The sequence below is a fragment of the Frateuria sp. GZRe14 genome (genome assembly GCF_051900395.1).
GTDB classification, from domain to species: Bacteria; Pseudomonadota; Gammaproteobacteria; order Xanthomonadales; family Rhodanobacteraceae; genus Frateuria_A; species Frateuria_A edaphi.
The window spans coordinates 642233-659507 of the sequence record NZ_JBHZGJ010000001.1; the positions used below are offsets into that span (position 1 = coordinate 642233).

Below are 17275 nucleotides of genomic sequence, written 5' to 3' on the forward strand. Positions count from 1 at the left end.
CCGCCATGGAAGCAAGCCGCGACACCGACTACCTGCCCCACGACGGCCCCCTGCGCGAGGACGTCGGCCGGCTCGGCCAACTGGTCGGCCAGATGCTTGCCGAGCAGGGTGGCGAGCGCTTCTTCGAACGGGTGGAAGCGGTGCGCCAGGCGGCCATCCACCGCCGCCGCGAGGGCGATCCGGTGGCCACGCTGGCGCGCTCGCTCGATGGTCTGGACGCGGACCAGGCCGAAGCGCTGGCGCGCGCCTTCGCCACCTACTTCCAGGCAGTCAACATCGCCGAGCGCGTGCACCGCATCCGCCGCCGCCGCGACTACCAGCGCGAGGGCGGCCCGGCGCAGCCCGAATCCCTGCTGGACGTGCTGGGTCGGCTCAAGCGCGAAGGCGTGGGCGCGGACGAATTGCTGGGCTGGCTGGCGCGGCTGTGGATCGAGCCGGTATTCACCGCACACCCCACCGAGGCGATGCGCCGTTCGCTGCTGGAAAAGGAGCAGGCGATCGTGCGCGCGCTGGTCGACGGATTCGACCCGGGCCGCACGCCGCAGGAATGCGCCGAGGACCAGGACCGCATCTACATGGCGCTGTCCACCGGTTGGCAGACCGCCGAGGCCTCGCCGGTGCGTCCCACCGTGCAGGACGAACACGATCACGTGGGCTTCTACCTCTCCAACCCGATCTATCGCATCGTGCCGGCGCTGTACGAATCGCTGGCGGCCGCCCTGCAGGAAGTCTATGGCGTGACCATGCCGCTGCCGCGACTGCTCGGCTTCGCCAGCTGGGTCGGCGGCGACATGGACGGCAATCCGAACGTTGGCGCGGAAACCATCGCCGCCGCATTGGCGACCCAGCGCGCCCACGTGCTGGAGCGCTACGTCGCCGACGTCGCGAGCCTCGCGCGACTGCTCAGCCAGACCCGCGGGCGGGTAGCGGTCGACCCCGCACTTGCCGCACGCCTGGACGACTACCGTGAGCGCTTTCCGCAGGCCGCCGCACGCATCCGACCGCGCCATGCGGACATGCCCTACCGCTGCCTGCTCACGCTGATCGGCGCCCGACTGGAAGCGACCGGGGACAACGGTGTGGAGGGTTATGCGTCCGTGGCCGAATTGCTGGACGACCTGCAATTGATCGACGACAGCCTGCTAGGCCACTGCGGCCTGCACGCCGGCGCCTATGCCGTGCGCCGGCTGATCTGGCGCGTGCGTACCTTCGGTTTCCACCTCGCGCGGCTCGATGTACGGCAGGACTCGCGCGTACACGACGACGCACTGGCCGCGTTGCTCGACGATGCCGACTGGGCGAGCCGGCCGGCAGCTGATCGAGCGCGTGAACTGCGCGCCCATGCTGCCGGACAGGAGCGCTTCGCCATCAGCCATGCCGAGGCGGTGACCGCGCTGTACGACGTGTTCGCCACGCTGGGCGACGCCCGCCGCCGTTACGGCAGCGAGGCGATCGGGCTGTACATCATCAGCATGGCCCACTCGGCGGCCGATGTTCTGGCGGTGCTCGCGCTGGCGCGCTACGGCGGCCTGATCGAACCTGCCCGCGCGCAGTCCGTGTCCGGCGGGCAAACCGATACGGCGGTACCGCTGGACATCGCGCCGCTGTTCGAAACCGTCGACGACCTCAAGCACGCCCCCGCCACGCTGCGCGCCCTGCTCGCCGATCCCGTCTACCGTACCCACCTGCGCGCACGCGGCGATCGCCAGTGGGTCATGCTCGGCTATTCCGACAGCGGCAAGGATGGCGGCACGCTCGCCTCGCGCTGGGCCCTGCAACGCGCGCAGGCCGAGCTGCTCGGCGTGGCGAAGGAAGCCGGCATCCACCTGGCCTTCTTCCACGGTCGCGGCGGCTCGGCCAGCCGCGGCGGCTCGCGCATCGCGCCCGCGCTGATGTCCTCGCCGCGCGGCTCGGTCGCCGGCGTGCTGCGGGTGACCGAGCAGGGCGAGGTGATCCATCGCAAGTACGGTATCCGCGCGCTGGCGCTGCGCAACCTGGAGCAGACCGTCAGCGCCGTGTTGCGGGCCTCGTTGCGCCCGCGCGCGCAGGAGCCGCGCGAAGCGCAGTGGCGCGATCAGATGGAGGCGCTCGCTGCCCACAGCCGCCAGCACTACCGCGCGCTCGTCGAACGCGAGGGCTTCGTCGACTACTTTCGCACCGCCACGCCGATCGACGTGGTCGAGCGCATGACCCTGGGCTCGCGTCCGGCCAGCCGCCGCAGCATGCGCGGCGTGCAGGACCTGCGCGCGATCCCCTGGGTGTTCGCCTGGACCCAGTGCCGCTCGATCATCACCGGCTGGTACGGGTTGGGCACCGCGCTGGAGCAGGGCGCGGCCGCGTTTGGCGAAGACGCCCTGGCCCAGATGGCGCGCGACTGGCCGTTCTTTGCCAACGCGCTGGACGACGTGGCGATGGTGCTGGCCAAGTGCGATCTCGACATCGCCGAGGCGTTCTCGCGCCTGGCCGGCGACCTGCACCCGCCGTTCTTCGCGATGATCGGCGAGGAATTCGAGCGCACCCGTCGCTGGCTCCTCAAGCTCAAGGGCGGCGATGGGCTGCTGTCCGACAACCCGCGCCTGGCGGTCTCGATTCGCCTGCGCAACCCTTACGTCGATCCCATGAGCCTGCTCACCGTCGACCTGCTCGCGCGCTGGCGTAATGGCGGCAGCGAGGACGAAGCGCTGCTGCGTGCGCTGGTCGCCTGCGTCAACGGCGTCTCGCAGGGGTTGCAGAACACCGGCTGATTCCAAGCTTCGGGGGCAGGGCCGGCGGACCCCGGCGGCAGTCCAGCCGGCGGCGGAGACGCGGGATTCGCCGCGCCCGGCATCGGCAGGGCAAGTCACCAGCGCCAGGGACCCGCGCCGTGTCCGCCAGCGGATGGCGCGATCCGGAAACGGACGACGCGGCGTGCACCCGCGGTGGAAAAAGCCCGGCCGGCCTCTCTTGCGCGCATTGGCACGCTGCTTGCCACGGTGCTTGCATGGACATCGCCAACACCGCCCTGAAACTCCGCAAACGTCGCCGCCTGCGTTGGGGCATGTCCGCGGGAGTGCTTGCGGCCGTGGCCCTTGCCATCGTGATCGCGCGCCTGGGGCCGGCCTTGCCGACGGCCGATCGCTCCAGCCTGTGGATCGATGCCGTGCAACAGGGCGAGATGCTGCAGGAAGTGCGTGCGACCGGCACGCTGGTGCCGCGCTCCAGCCGTTGGCTGGCGGCGGCCACCGCGGCGCAGGTGCAGGAGATCCTTATCTGGCCCGGTGCCACCGTGGCGCCCGATACCGTGCTGATGCGCCTGGCCAACCCGGAAGTCGAGGACGCGCTGCGCAACGCGCAGGCCCAGGTGGCGGCGGCCGAAGCGGAGGTCGCCGCCAAGCGCGCGGAACTGCATTCGCAGTTGCTGGACGAACGCGCCGCGCTGGCGCAGGCGCAGTCCGACTACGCGCAGGCGCAGGTCCGGGCGCAGGCCGACGCCAAGGCCGTGCAGAAGGACCTGATCCCGCGCGTGCAGTACGAGCAGGGCCTGATCGCGCTGAAGCAATTGAAGTCGCGCATGCAGATCGAGCAGGAACGCGTGGACAGCTTTGCCGGGAGCATGAAGGCGCAGATGGACGCGGCGCAGGCGCACGCGCAACAGCAACGCAGCAACCTGGTGCTGCGCCAGCGCCAGGCCGATGCGCTTGACGTCACCGCCGGCATCGCCGGCGTGCTGCAGGAGGTGGCCGTGCAGGAGGGCGCCCGCGTCGCCGAAGGGGCCAGCCTGGCGCGCGTGGCCCGGCCCGACGTGCTGATCGCGCGACTGCAGGTGCCCGAAGTGCAGGCCAAGGACGTGGCAATGGGCATGCCGGTCGGCGTGGATACGCACAACGGCATCGTGGCCGGTCGCGTGGAACGGATCGATCCGGCCGTGCGCAACGGCAGCGTGCAGATCGACGTGGCGCTGACCGGCAAGCTGCCTGCCGGCGCGCGGCCGGACCTTTCCGTCGACGGTCGCATCCGCATCGCCCAACTGGATCACGTGTTGTCGGTCGGGCGCCCGGCGCTGGCCAAGCCCGACAGCGACCTGAGCCTGTTCCGTTTCGACCCGGCCGGCGACACTGCCACCCGCGTGCCGGTGCGCGTGGGCGCCGCCTCGGTCGATCGCGTGCAGGTGTTGCGTGGCCTGAAGGCCGGGGACCGGGTCATTCTTTCCGACACCGGCCAGTGGGATGGCTATGACCGCATCCGCATCGAATGAAGTCAGGACCCCGAAGGTTGGGCTTGAGCCCACCACACACGCCACCACCCGCGGCAGGGATGGTGGGCTGAAGCCCACCTTACGCGACGGGACCGCCCTCGCAGGAGAACCGATGAACACGAACGCCAACGTCATCACCCTCGAAAGCATCCGCAAGATCTTCCAGACCGACGAGGTGGAAACCCACGCCCTGTCCGACGTGCACCTGACCGTCGCGCGCGGCGAGTACGTCTCGATCTCCGGTCCTTCCGGCTGCGGCAAGACCACGCTCTTGTCGATCCTCGGCCTGCTCGACACCGCCACCGACGGCCGCTTCGTCCTCAACGGGCACGACGTCGCCGCGCTGAACGCGGCCGAGCGCGCGCGCATCCGCAACGCGGAGATCGGCTTCATCTTCCAGGCGTTCAACCTGATCGGCGACCTGTCGGTCTACGAGAACGTCGAGCTGCCACTCACCTACCGCGGCGGCATCGGCGCCAACGAACGCCGCGCGCGCGTGCAGGAAGCGCTGGAACGCGTGGGCATGGCCCATCGCATGCGCCACTATCCTGCGCAGCTTTCCGGCGGCCAGCAGCAGCGCGTGGCAGTGGCCCGCGCGCTGGTCGGGCGGCCGGCGATCCTGCTCGCCGACGAGCCCACCGGCAATCTCGACTCGCGCAACGGCGAGGCGGTGATGGCGCTGCTGGACGAACTGCACCGCGGCGGCGCCACGATCTGCATGGTCACCCACGATGCCCGCTACGCCGAACTCGCCCAGCGCAAGATCCGCCTGTTCGACGGCCGCGTGGTCGACGAGGAAACCTTCGACCGCCTCCGCCGCGAGGACGAGCAGCGGCTGGATGCGCTGATCGGCCAGCGCATCGAGATCGACGCGTGAACACCTGGCTCGCCGAGATCGGGCAAACCTGGCGCGCGAGCCTGCGGCGGCCCGGCTTCCTGGTCTTGGCCGCGGGCGTGCTGGCATTGGGCGTGGCCGCCAGCACGTCCGTGTTCGTGCTGATCGACGACGTGTTGTTGCGGCCGTTGCCCTATGCCGCGCCCGAACGCCTGGTGGTCCTGGGTCCGGTGAGCGACGGCGAACTTCAGGGCGTCATGTCGCCGCAGCAGTACCAGCACGTGCAGTCCATCGACGGCGTCGAATCCATCGGTCTGATCAAGGGTGACCTGAAGGCGGTGAACGTGGCCGGCGATGGCGAACCCGAACAGATCGACGCGTTCCTGGCCGACCGCAGCCTCTTGCCCACGCTCGGCGTGCGGATGCGGCTGGGGCGTGGCTTCTCGGTGCAGGAAGACAGCCCCGGCGGTCCCCGGGCCGCGATCCTCGCCGAGGGGTTCTGGCGCCGCCGTTACGGCGGACAGCCCGTGCTAGGCCGCACCCTGCAGGTAGAGGGGGTCGCGCGCACCATCGTGGGCGTGTTGCCGGCCAGCTTCGACCAGTTCGGCGCGGGCGACATCATGCTGCCGTTGGCGTTGCCACCCCACACCTACGACGACGGCGCCGATTTCCTCGCCATCGCACGGATCGCGCCTGCCCGTTCCATCGCCGCGGTGAACGCGCAGGTGGACGCGGCCATCCGCGCCATGTTCGCCGACATGCCCGGCGTGCAACGGGACTACCTGGAAAAGGTGCACATCGGCAGCGTGCCGCTGGCGGCCATGCTGCATCAACAGCAGCGCCCGGCGATGCGGCTGTTCCTGGCAGGCGCCCTGTGCGTGCTGCTGATCGCGCTGGTCAACCTGGGCAACCTGATGCTGTTGCGCACCCTGTCGCGCCGCCACGATGCGATCGTGCGCCATGCGCTCGGCGCGCCGACCTGGCGCCTGGCATTGCCGGCCTGTGCCGAGGGCGTGCTGGTAGGCGCCATTGGCGCCATCGCGGGCCTCGGGCTCGCTGCGATCGGACTCGCCTTGCTCGGTGGTTACGTTCCGGCCGAGTGGACGCATGGCCAGTCGCTGCACATCTCGGGCGGGGCAGCCTTGCTGGCGCTGTCCATTGCCGTGCCGGGCGCGTTGGCCGCCGCGTCTTTCGGCGCCTGGCGTGGGGTGGCCACGGGCTCGGTGCGGGAGGCGCTCCACGAAGGGGGCCGCAGCCAGGGCAGCCACAGCGGACGCGTGGGCCGGGCGCTGGTGATCGCGCAGATGGCGCTGGCGACGTGCCTGATGTGCGGCGCCGGCCTGTTCCTGCATGCGCTTTACGACGCGGCGCGCACGCCGCTGGGATTTGCCAGCGACCACGTCCTCACCTTCGATCTCGCGCCCGTGCGCGCCAATCATCCTGATGGTGCTTCCACGCAGGATCTGGTGCAGGGACTGATGACCCGCCTTCGGGCGGTACCGGGCGTCGAAGGCGTCGCCGTCACCAATGGGCTGCCCGCGGGCACGTTCGAGCAGCAGTTCAGCATGGGCGGCATCCACCCGCCCGGCGGCGAGTACATTCGCCCGAGTCCGCAGATACGCGGAATCAGCGACGACTTCTTCTCGGTGTTCCGCATCCCCGTGCGCGAAGGGCGTGCCTTCCAGGCGACGGACGTAGCCGGCGGCGAACCGGTCGCCATCGTGAACCGGACGCTGGCCGAACAGCAGTACGGTGGCCACGCCGTGGGCAAGGAGATCGTCGTCAACGACTACAGCGGTTACGCCGCCGGCAAGGCCCTGGCCGATGACCCGGACATGCGTCCGGTCACGGCGCGCATCGTCGGCGTGGTAGGCGACACGCGGCAGTTCGGCCCGCTGGACGGCTACAAGCGCGGGTTCGTCTATCTGCCTCTGGCGCAGGTGCCTGAACATATCCTGCGGGTGTTTCGTTCCTACCAGCCGTTGCGCTTCGCGTTGCACGTGCAGGGTGATCCCAACGGGTTCCGTCGTGCCGCCCGTGCCGCCGTCGCGTCCGTCGCGCCGGAGCAGCCGATCGCCAACCTGTCGACCATGGACGACGTCGTGCACGCCACCACCGGCGACACGCGCCGCGACCTGTTCCTGATCGGCCTGTTCGCGCTGCTGGCGCTGGCGCTCGCCGCGACCGGCATGTACGCGGTCATGACGGTCGCCGTGACCGCGCGCCAGCGCGAGTTCGGCGTGCGCATGGCGCTGGGTGCGCCGCCCGCGGGCATGGTCCGGTTGGTGCTGCGTGGAGGCATCGGGCAGATCGCGATCGGCATGCTGCTCGGCGTGGGCATGACGCTCGCCCTGTCGCGGGTGCTCGGCGCGGTGCTCGAGGAGATCGGGCGTACCGTCCTCGATCCGCTCGCGCTGGCGGGCGTGTGCGCGGTGCTGGCCCTGGCCGGCCTGTTCGCCTGCCTGCTGCCCGCGTTGCGCGCTGCGCGCGTGCCGCCGATGCATGCGTTGCGCGGCGAGTAGGAATGGAGCCGCGATGAGACACCTTGCAGTCCGCACGCCACCCATGGTCCAGGAAGGGGATCGCTGATGAACGTCTGGTTGGCCGAGATCGTCCGGTCGTGGCGCGGCAACCTTCGTCGCCCGGGTTTCCTGCTGCTGGCCAGCGGCGTGCTGGCGCTGGGCATCGGCGCCAGCGTCGCCGTATTCGCACTGATCCAGAACACCGTGCTGAGGCCCTTGCCGGTGCCGCGTGCGGAACGGCTGGTGACACTGGGGCCATGGTGGGACAACGGCCACGTGGGCGGCATCTCGCCCCACGAATACCAGTACCTCGGGCCACCGGAAGGCTTGCGTTCACTGGGCCTGGTGCATTTCGGCGCGGCGGTGAACATTGCCGGCGCCGGCGATCCGGCGCAGGTGCCGATGATCCGGCTCGATCGCTACCTGTTGCCCACGCTGGGCTTGCAGCCATCGCTTGGCCGCAACTTCAATGCCCAGGAGGACCACCCCGGCGGCCCCGAGGCGGTGCTGCTCGGTTACGACCTGTGGCAACGCGCATACGGCGGCGACGCCGGCGTCATCGGCCGCCGGCTGGAGATCGAAGGCCGGCCGCACACCATCGTCGGCGTCCTGCCGGCGGCCTTCAACCGCCTGCTGGGCCCGGGCGACGTGATGTTGCCTACCGCGTTGCCGGTTGCCAGCCGCGACTACAACCACAACGGCGCCGTCGCGATCGGGCGACTGGCCGACGGCGTGGACGTGGCGACCGTGGCCGCGCAGGCCGACGCGCACGAGCGCGCGATGTTTCGCGACATGGGCATGGGCGGCGACTGGACGCGCCCGCGCTTCGGCGCCGAGCGCCTGGCCGATGCCTTCCAGCAGCAGACGCGGCCGATGCTCATGCTTTTTCTGGCGAGCGCCCTGGTCGTGCTGCTGATCGCGCTGGTCAACCTGGCCAACCTGATGCTGCTGCGCGCGCTGTCGCGCAATCACGACGCGGCCGTGCGCGGTGCCCTCGGTGCGTCCACCTTCAGGTTGATGCTGCCGGCGCTGGGCGAGGGTCTGCTGGTCGGCGGATGCGGCACATTGCTCGGCATGGCGTTGGCCGCCGCGGGCCTTGCCGTGGTGCAGGGCTTCATCCCCGCTTCCTGGCTATGGGGCGGGGGTATCCACATCGGCGTGGCCGACTGGCTGGGGGCTGCCTGCATTGGCGTGCTCGGAACATCGCTGGCCGCCGTGCTGGGATTGTGGCGCAGTCGCGGCGCCTCGACCCTCGAAGAGCTGCGGCAAGGCGGGCGCCACGGGATCGGTTTGCGCAGCGGCCGCCTGAGCCGCGCGCTGGTTGTCGCACAGGTCGCACTGGCGGCGGTCCTGCTCAGTACCGCCGGCATTTTCATGCATGCCCTGTACGACGCCTCGCGCCTCCAGTTGGGCTATGACCAGGACAACGTGCTCACCTTCGAACTGGCTCCGGTGAAGGGCGATTACCCGGACATGGCATCCCTGCTGGAGCTTTCCCGCAGGTTGGTGGAGCGGTTGCGCGCGGTGCCCGGCGTGACCGGGGCGGCCGTAACGACCAACCTGCCGACCAGCGACGATAACTACGGCTCGTTCAACAACGGCGTGCGTACGCCGGCAGGCACCGAGTTGCAGGCGCAGTTGCACGGCATTGGCCAGGGCTTTCTCGATCTCTTCGCCATCCCGCTGCGCGAGGGCCGCGATTTCGACGCGAGCGACGTGCGCGGCGGCGAGCCGGTGGCCATCGTCAGCCGGGACCTTTCCGACAAGTACTACGACGGGCATGCAGTGGGACAGGCCATCGACGTGGAGGTCCCGAACACCACGCCCGTGCGGGCGCGGATCGTCGGCGTGGTGGGCGCCACTTACCAGCGCGGGCCGCTGCAGCCCCACCAGCCGGTGGTGTACGTGCCGCTGGCGCAGATGCCGGCGTCGACGATGATGGTCTTCCGCGAGCTGGAATCGCTGCGTTTCGCGCTGCGCGGCCAGGGCAACCCCGCAGACTGGGGCGCGGGCGTGCGTGCCGCGCTGGCCGGGATCGCTCCGAGGCAGCCGATCGCCCGAATGCGCACGATGCGCAGCATCGTCCATGCGACCACCGCCGATGCGCGGCTTAACCTGTTGCTGATCGGCGTGTTCGCGGCACTGGCGCTGCTGCTGGCGGTGGCGGGCCTGTATGCGGTGATGGCGGTAGCTGTGGCCGCGCGCGAACGCGAGCTCGGCGTACGCCTGGCGTTGGGCGCGCCGCCCGGGCGACTCGCACGGCTTGTCCTGCACGGCGGTTTGCTGCAGATCGCCCCGGGCCTGGCGATCGGCATCGCGGCCACGCTCGGCCTGTCGCACGCGTTCATGGCGCTGCCGCTCATGATGCTCAACGGAACCCGCGGGTTCGACGCGACCGTGGTGGGCGGCGCCTGCGTGGCGTTGGCCGTGGCCGGGCTGTTCGCCTGCCTGCTGCCTGCGCTGCGCGCTGCGCGCGTGCCGCCGATGCGTGCCTTGCAAGGGGAGTGAGGAGATGCTGCTGCGAGAACTGCAGGCCGCCTGGCGCAGGCTGGCGCACCGACCCGGGTATGCCGCGCTTTCCATCGCCGTGCTCGGCGTGGGGCTGGGCGTGGTGGTGTTCCTGTTCAGCCTGATCAACACGCTGATCCTGACGCCCCTGCCGCTGCCGTATGGCGACCGTTTGATGGCGGTGGGCGAACTCAACCGCGGCAACGGAAGTGTCGGCGATACCGGCATCGGCATCGGCGACCTCGACACCGATCAATATCTGCGCCTTGCGGCATCGATGCGCGGCGTGGATGCCACCGGCGGCTACCTCGGCGTCGGGGTGTCGCTCGATACCGGCGGCGGAGCCACGCGTATGGATGGCGTGCGGCTGACCGCCTCGATGATGGACCTTCTGGGCGCCAGGCCGCTGCTCGGCCGTGGCCTGCTGGCCACAGACGACCAGCCGGGCGCGCCGCCAGTGGTGCTGCTGGGCGAGGACCTGTGGCGGCACGCCTTTGCCGCAGATCCGCATGTCGTCGGCCGCGCGGTGCGCGTCAATGGCGACTGGGCCACCGTGGTCGGCGTGATGCCGACCAGTTTCGCCTTCCTGGGCGGCGATCCCCAATTGTGGATGCCGCTGCGCCTGGATCCCGCGCACGGCACGGACCTGTACATGGTCGCGCGATTGAAGACCGGTACCACGCTCGCGGCGGCGCGGCAGGAACTCTCCGCGGTGGACGCGCGCCTGCGTCGCGAGCTGCCCAAATGGCGCGAGCAGCAGCAACTGGTGATCAAGCCGTTTTCAACCAGCTTCGTGCAGGAGGACACGCGCCACTGGGTCTGGCTGATGTTCGGTGCCGGCGTGCTGGTGCTGCTGCTGGCCTGCGTGAACGTGGCCAACCTGCAACTGGTGCAGACGCTCAACCGCCGCCGCGAGATGGCCGTGCGCAGCGCACTGGGTTGCGGCCGCGCGCGGCTGATGGCAGGGGCGCTGGCCGAAAGCCTGTGGCTGTGCACCGCGGCGCTGGCGGCCGCGCTGCCGATCGCTCACTACGGCAACCGCTGGCTGCTGGCGACCTTCGCCGAAAGCGACAAGGCGCCTGCTACGTTCCTGCGTTTCGGCGTCGACGGCAGCGTGCTGGGCTTCGCCGTCGCCGTGGCGCTGGCAAGCACCGCGCTGGCCGGCGTCGTTCCCGCCTGGCGCGCCGGGCGCACTGACCTGAAGGACGCGCTGCACGATGGCGGCAAGGGTTCCGCCGGCGGCTTCGCGCGGGTGGCCCGTGGGCTGGTGGTGGCGGAGATCGCCTTGACCGTGGTGCTGCTGGTCGGCGCCGGCATGTTCGTGCGCGCGCTCGACCATCTGCTTTCCCTGCCGCTCGCCGGCGCGCAGCACGCCGACCAAGTGCTGACCGCGCACGTCGCCCTGCCGCGTCCGGGCTATCCCGACAGCGCCGCGCGCATCGGCTTCCTCGAACGCGCCGGCGAGCGCCTGCGGGTCGACGCGGGCGTGCTGGCGGCGACCGCCACCAACACCGTGCCGGGCGCCGAGCTGGGCAGCCACGAAACCGTCGCCGCCGAAGGCCAGCCGCGTCCGGTCGACGGGTGGCCGGAAGCGCAGATGGGTATCGTCGACCCGTACTTCCTCGACGTGTTCGGCGTGCGCCTGCTCGAAGGCCGTTTCTTCGACTCGCGCGACGCGGCCGGCAGCCTTCCGGTGGCGGTAGTGGACCGCAAGACCGCCGCGGCCCTGTGGCCAGGACGCGACGCGCTGGGCCAACACCTGGTGCTATATCCCGATCGCGAATACACCAGCACGCTCACCGTGGTGGGCGTGACCGAGCCGCTGCAACTGGACAGCGCGCTCGAGCGGGCGCGGCCCGGCCTGCTGGTGCCGCTGGCGCAGTCCGCACACATGGGTCCGCTGCAGGCGGTGGGCCTGGCGGTGCGCGTGCGCGGCGACGCGGGTACCTACGCATCGCGGCTGGCCGCCGTGGTGCACGGCGTGGATGCGCAGGCCGCCGCCTATGCACTGCACAGCCAGGCGCGCGGCGCCGCGACGGACCGCGTCTACCTGGTCGTACTGACCGAGGTGTTCAGCGCGCTGGGCCTGGTGGCACTGCTGCTCGCTGCGGCAGGCCTGTACGGCGTGCTCGCCTTCTCGGTGGCACAGCGCACGCGCGAAATCGGCATCCGTCGCGCGATCGGCGCCGGCCATGGCGCAGTGGTGCGCGAGGTGGGGCGGCAGGTGTCGTGGCAGCTCGGCCTGGGCCTGGCGATCGGGCTGGCGCTGGCGTGGCCGTGGTCGAACCTGCTGGCCGATCCGGGCCTGCACACGCGGGCGCACGATGCGGCCGTGCTGCTGCCGGTGATGGTGCTGGTGGCCGGCATCGCGCTGCTGTCATCGCTGCTGCCGGTGGTGCGCGCGTTGCGCGTCGATCCGGCGGTGGCGTTGAGGTACGAGTGACGCGCTCCAGCGCCCTCTCCCCGGAGGGGCGAGTCAGCAGGGCGCTATGCTGCATTTCCATAAACCAGGCGACCGCATGACCAAGCCCGACCCCACCGTGTTGCTGGCCGACGACCAGGCCGACGTGCGCGAAGCGCTGCGCCTGCTGCTGAAATCCGACGGCGTGGCCAGCGTGGCCGCCGACGGTCCGGTCGCGGCGCTGGACGCCTTGCGTCGACGCGAGTTCGCCTGCGCGCTGATCGACCTCAACTACACCCGCGACACCACCTCGGGCGAGGAGGGACTCGACCTGCTGGCGCGCTTGCGCGAACAGGCGCCGGAGCTGCCGGTCGTGGTGATGACCGCCTGGGGCAACGTGCCGCTGGCCGTGGAGGCGATGCGCCGGGGCGCCGCCGATTTCATCGAGAAGCCGTGGGACAACGCGCGCCTGCTGCGCGTGCTGCGTGCGCAGATCGCTCTGTCCGAGGGTTCGCGCCGGCAGCGCCGCCTGGAGGCCGAGAACGCACTGCTGCGCGGCTCGGCCGACGTGATCGCCGAATCGGCGTCGATGCGCCGCGTGCTGGAGCTGGTCGCGCGCATCGCGCCCAGCGATGCCAACGTGCTGGTGCTCGGCGAGAACGGCACCGGCAAGGGCGTGATCGCGCAACTGCTGCACGAACGCTCGGGACGGGCCGCGCGCTCGCTGGTCAAGGTCAACATGGGCGGCATCGCCGAGAGCGTGTTCGAGTCGGAGATGTTCGGCCACGTGCGCGGCGCGTACACCGACGCCAAGGGTGAGCGCATCGGCCGCTTCGAACTGGCCGACGGCGGCACGTTGTTCATGGACGAGGTCGGCAACGTGCCGGCTGCGCAGCAGCCCAAGCTGCTGCGCGTGCTGGAGGACGGGGAGTTCGAACGGCTCGGTTCCTCGCGCACGCAGAAGGTCGACGTGCGGCTGGTGTCGGCGACCAATGCCGACCTCGACGCCGACGTCGCCGCCGGCCGCTTCCGCAAGGACCTGCTCTACCGCCTCAACACGCTGGAGGTCCGCCTGCCGCCGCTGCGCGAGCGCGTGGAAGACATCCTGCCGCTGGCCCGCGCATTCCTGGCCCGCAGCGCGCAACGCTACGGTCGCCACGGCCTGGCGCTGGCGCCCTCGGCCGAGCGCGCACTGCTCGCCTGGCGCTGGCCCGGCAACGTGCGCGAACTGCAGCACCTGATGGAGCGCGCCGCGCTCCTGGCCGAACGCGACCAGGTGGACGCGGCGACGCTCAATTTCGGTGCACCGGCCCAACCGTCGCTGGATCTCGACGGCATGACCCTGGAGCAGGCCGAGGCCTGGCTGGTCGCGCGCGCGGTCGAGCGCCACGAAGGCAACCTGCAGCGCGCGGCCGATGCGCTGGGTATCACACGCCAGTCGCTGTACCGCCGGCTGGAGAAACACGACCTGCGCGCGGCCGGTACCGATGCCGGGGACTGAGCCGCTCGCACGTGCCGGTCGCATGCCGCGCTTCGAGCGGCGCGTGCTCGCCGGCAGCCTGCTGGTGGCCGCACCGGCGTTGCTGGCCGCGCTGCTGCTCGTGCTGCGGCCGCCGGCGGAAGCCGCCCTGCGCTGGGTGCTGCTCGCCGTAGCCGCCATCCTGACCATCGCGCTGACGCGGTGGCAGTACCGCCGCGTGGTGTTCCCGCTGTACACCCTGTCCGGCCTGCTCGAAGCGCTGCGCGAGGGTGACTACAGCCTGCGCGGCGTACAGGGCGGCGTACTGGGCGACGTGGTCTACGACATCAATGCGCTGGCCGAGCGGCTGCAGAAGGAACGCCTCGAGTTCGAGGAGTCGGCGCACCTGCTGGGCAAAACCCTGACCGCGCTGGACAGTGCCGTATTCGTGTTCGACGAGGCGCTCACCTTGCGCCTGATGAACCCGGCGGGGCAGCGCCTGCTCGATGCAGGTCGCCACCGGTTGTTCGGCCTGGGCGCCGCCGAGCTCGGCCTTGCAAGCCTGCTGGATGGGCCGCCGGACCAGGTCGCCCTGCACGCGTTTCCGGGCCGCAGCGGCCGCTTCCAGGTGCGCCATGCGGCGTTGCGCAGTGGCGGACGCGGCGGGCGACTGCTGGTGATCAACGACGTCGGCCGCGTGCTGCGCGAGGAGGAACGTGCCGCCTGGCAGCGCCTGCTGCGCGTGCTCGGGCACGAGGTCAACAACTCGCTGGCGCCGATCCAGTCGATGGCCGGCACGCTTGCCACGCTCGCGGCGCGCGAACCGTTGCCGGAGGATTGGCGGGAGGATTTCCGCAAGGGGCTGGAAGTCATCGGGAACCGCGCCGGGGCGCTGGCGCGCTTCCTCACCGGCTACGGGAAGCTGGCGCGCCTGCCCTCGCCGCAACGTACCCCGCTGGACCTGCGCGACGTGGTCGCGAAGGTTGCGCGGCTGCCATTGGCGCACGCATGCGAGGTCACGCTGGAAGAGGGCGGCCCGCTGATGGTCGACGGCGATGCCGATCAGCTGGAGCAGGCCTTGATCAACCTGGTGCGCAACGCGGTCGAGGCTGCGGAAGGCCATGTGCGCGTGCGCTGGCGCCGGCAGGGCGAGCGGGCGTCGATCGAGGTCCTGGACGACGGCCCCGGGCCGCCGCCGAGCGAGAACCTGTTCGTGCCTTTCTTCACCACCAAGCCCGGCGGTTCCGGCATCGGCCTGGCGCTGGCGCGGCAGATCGCCGAGGCGCACGACGGCGGCGTGGCGCTGTCCGCGCGCGACGACGGGAAGCCGGGCGCGCTGGCGTGCCTGTGGTTGCCCGCCCGGCCCGCGGGTACATCCTCGTAGGAGCGCACCCCGTGCGTGGCCCCTAGCCCGGCTCAGCCTTCCAGTTCGCTCCAGCGGGCGTAGGCCGTGTCGAGCTCGGTCTGCAGCTTCGCGAGGGCTTCGTTGGCCTGCACGATGGTGGTGCTGTCCTGCTGGAAGAACGCGGGCTCGTTCATGGCGGCCGAGCGCTCGGCGACTTCGTTTTCGAGCTGCTCGATGCGCACCGGCAACAGCTCCAGCTCACGCTGGTCCTTGAAGCTCAACTTGCGCCGGACGGGAACCGGCGCGGGCGCGGCGGCGGGACTGGCGGCGGGTGCAGCTGTGCTCCTGGCCGGGGCGGCAGCCGGCGGCGCGGGGCGCTGGCGCAACCAGTCGCTGTAGCCGCCCACGTATTCGCCGACCTGGCCCTCGCCCTCGAGCACCAGCGTGCTGGAGACCACGTTGTCCAGGAATGCGCGGTCGTGCGAGACCAGCAGCAGCGTGCCGGTGTACTCGGCCAGCAGCTCTTCGAGCAGCTCCAGCGTTTCCACGTCCAGGTCGTTGGTCGGTTCGTCCATCACCAGCAGGTTGGATGGCTGGGCGAACAGCTTGGCCAGCAGCAGGCGGTTGCGCTCGCCGCCGGAGAGGCGGGTGATCGGCGCGCGCGCGCGCTCGGGCGAAAACAGGAAGTCCTGCAGGTAGCCGATCACGTGCTTGCGCTGCCCGCCGAGCTCGATGTACTCGCGCCCCTGTGCCACGTTGTCGAGCGCGTTGAGCCGCTCGTCCAACTGCACGCGATGCTGGTCGAAGTACGCGATCTGGATGCCGGTGCCGAGCTCCACCGTGCCGCGCTGGGGCTTAAGTTCGCCGAGCATGATCTTCAGCAGCGTGCTCTTGCCCGCGCCGTTGGGACCGATGATGCCGATGCGGTCGCCGCGCATGACGGTGGTCGAGAGATCGTCGATCAGGACGCGGCCGCCGTAGGCCTGGTGCACGTGGTCGAGCTCGATCACCTTCTTGCCCGAGGCCTGCGCGCTGGCCAGCGTCATCTTCGCGTTGCCCGAGAGCTCGCGTCGCTCGGCGCGTTCGCGACGCATCGCCTTGAGCGCCCGCACGCGGCCTTCGTTGCGGGTGCGCCGGGCCTTGATGCCCTGGCGGATCCACACTTCCTCCTGCGCCAGCTTGCGGTCGAAGTGCGCGTTGGCCTGGGCCTCGGCGTGCAGTCGTTCCTCGCGCCGGCGCAGGTAATTGTCGTAGTCGCCGGGCCAGTCGGTGAGCTGGCCGCGGTCGATCTCCACGATGCGCGTGGCCAGTGCGCGCAGGAAACTGCGATCGTGGGTCACGAACACGATCGAGCCGTCGAAGGACTTGAGGAAACCTTCGAGCCAGTCGATCGCCTCGATGTCCAGGTGGTTGGTCGGCTCGTCCAGCAGCAGCACGTCGGGCTTCTGCACCAGCGCCTGCGCCAGCAGCACGCGGCGCTTCATGCCGCCGGAGAGCGCGGCGAAGTCGGTTTCGCCCGGCAGCTCGAGCCGCGCGAGCACCTCGTTCACCCGGCGGTCAAGATCCCAGCCCTGGCGCGCTTCGATCTCGTGCTGGACATCGCCGAGCGCCTCGAGGTCGCCCGCGGCCAGCAAATGGTGGTAACGCGCCAGCAGCAGGCCCAGGTCGCCCAGGCCCTCGGCCACTACGTCGAACACGGAGCCGGCGGTCGATTGCGGCACCTCCTGCGCCATCCGTGCCACGACGATGCCGTTCTGCACCCTCACTTCACCGTCGTCGGGGTGCAATTCCCCGGCGATCAACTTCATCAGTGTGGACTTCCCCTCGCCATTGCGGCCGACGACGCAAACGCGTTCGCCGCGCTCGATCGACAGGTCGACATCGGCAAGCAGGAGGGGGCCGCCGATGCTGAAATCGACGCGCTGCAATTGGATCAGGGACATCCGCCGATTCTAATCGATATGGCCTGGA

9 protein-coding genes are annotated in these 17275 nt (G+C 70.6%); 8 read left to right on the forward strand and 1 reads right to left on the reverse strand.

The features are described 5' to 3' along the window. Window positions 1-5: 5 nt before the first annotated feature. The 8 genes from ppc (at window position 6) to ACFWZ1_RS02905 (ending at window position 15343) form a co-directional block, all read left to right on the forward strand. Window positions 6-2744: a phosphoenolpyruvate carboxylase gene (gene ppc / locus ACFWZ1_RS02870; RefSeq protein WP_439665378.1), complete on the forward strand. Its 2739-nt coding sequence runs from the start codon at window positions 6-8 to the stop codon at window positions 2742-2744. Window positions 2745-2980: 236 nt separating this feature from the next. After that, a complete protein-coding gene (locus ACFWZ1_RS02875; RefSeq protein WP_439665379.1) occupies window positions 2981-4234 on the forward strand; it encodes an efflux RND transporter periplasmic adaptor subunit in 1254 nt (417 codons plus the stop codon). Window positions 4235-4346: 112 nt separating this feature from the next. After that, complete coding sequence (locus ACFWZ1_RS02880; RefSeq protein WP_439665380.1) at window positions 4347-5111, forward strand: ABC transporter ATP-binding protein; 765 nt, start codon at window positions 4347-4349, stop codon at window positions 5109-5111. Next, on the forward strand, window positions 5108-7591 hold the full coding sequence (locus tag ACFWZ1_RS02885; protein WP_439665381.1) for an ABC transporter permease: 2484 nt from the start codon (window positions 5108-5110) through the stop codon (window positions 7589-7591). The genes ACFWZ1_RS02880 and ACFWZ1_RS02885 overlap by 4 nt, the downstream gene beginning before the upstream one ends. 66 nt (window positions 7592-7657) lie before the next feature. Further along, on the forward strand, window positions 7658-10099 hold the full coding sequence (locus ACFWZ1_RS02890) for an ABC transporter permease (protein WP_439665382.1): 2442 nt from the start codon (window positions 7658-7660) through the stop codon (window positions 10097-10099). Window positions 10100-10103: 4 nt separating this feature from the next. After that, window positions 10104-12542: an ADOP family duplicated permease gene (locus tag ACFWZ1_RS02895; RefSeq protein WP_439665383.1), complete on the forward strand. Its 2439-nt coding sequence runs from the start codon at window positions 10104-10106 to the stop codon at window positions 12540-12542. 76 nt (window positions 12543-12618) lie between these two features. Continuing rightward, window positions 12619-14001: a sigma-54-dependent transcriptional regulator gene (locus ACFWZ1_RS02900; RefSeq protein ID WP_439665384.1), complete on the forward strand. Its 1383-nt coding sequence runs from the start codon at window positions 12619-12621 to the stop codon at window positions 13999-14001. A 22-nt stretch (window positions 14002-14023) separates the two neighbouring features. After that, on the forward strand, window positions 14024-15343 hold the full coding sequence (locus tag ACFWZ1_RS02905; protein ID WP_439665385.1) for a sensor histidine kinase: 1320 nt from the start codon (window positions 14024-14026) through the stop codon (window positions 15341-15343). Window positions 15344-15375: 32 nt separating this feature from the next. Here the strand turns inward: ACFWZ1_RS02905 and ACFWZ1_RS02910 are convergent, their stop codons facing one another. Then, entirely contained in the window at window positions 15376-17247 is a 1872-nt protein-coding gene (locus ACFWZ1_RS02910) for an ATP-binding cassette domain-containing protein (RefSeq protein ID WP_439665386.1), read from the reverse strand. Window positions 17248-17275 lie beyond the last annotated feature (28 nt).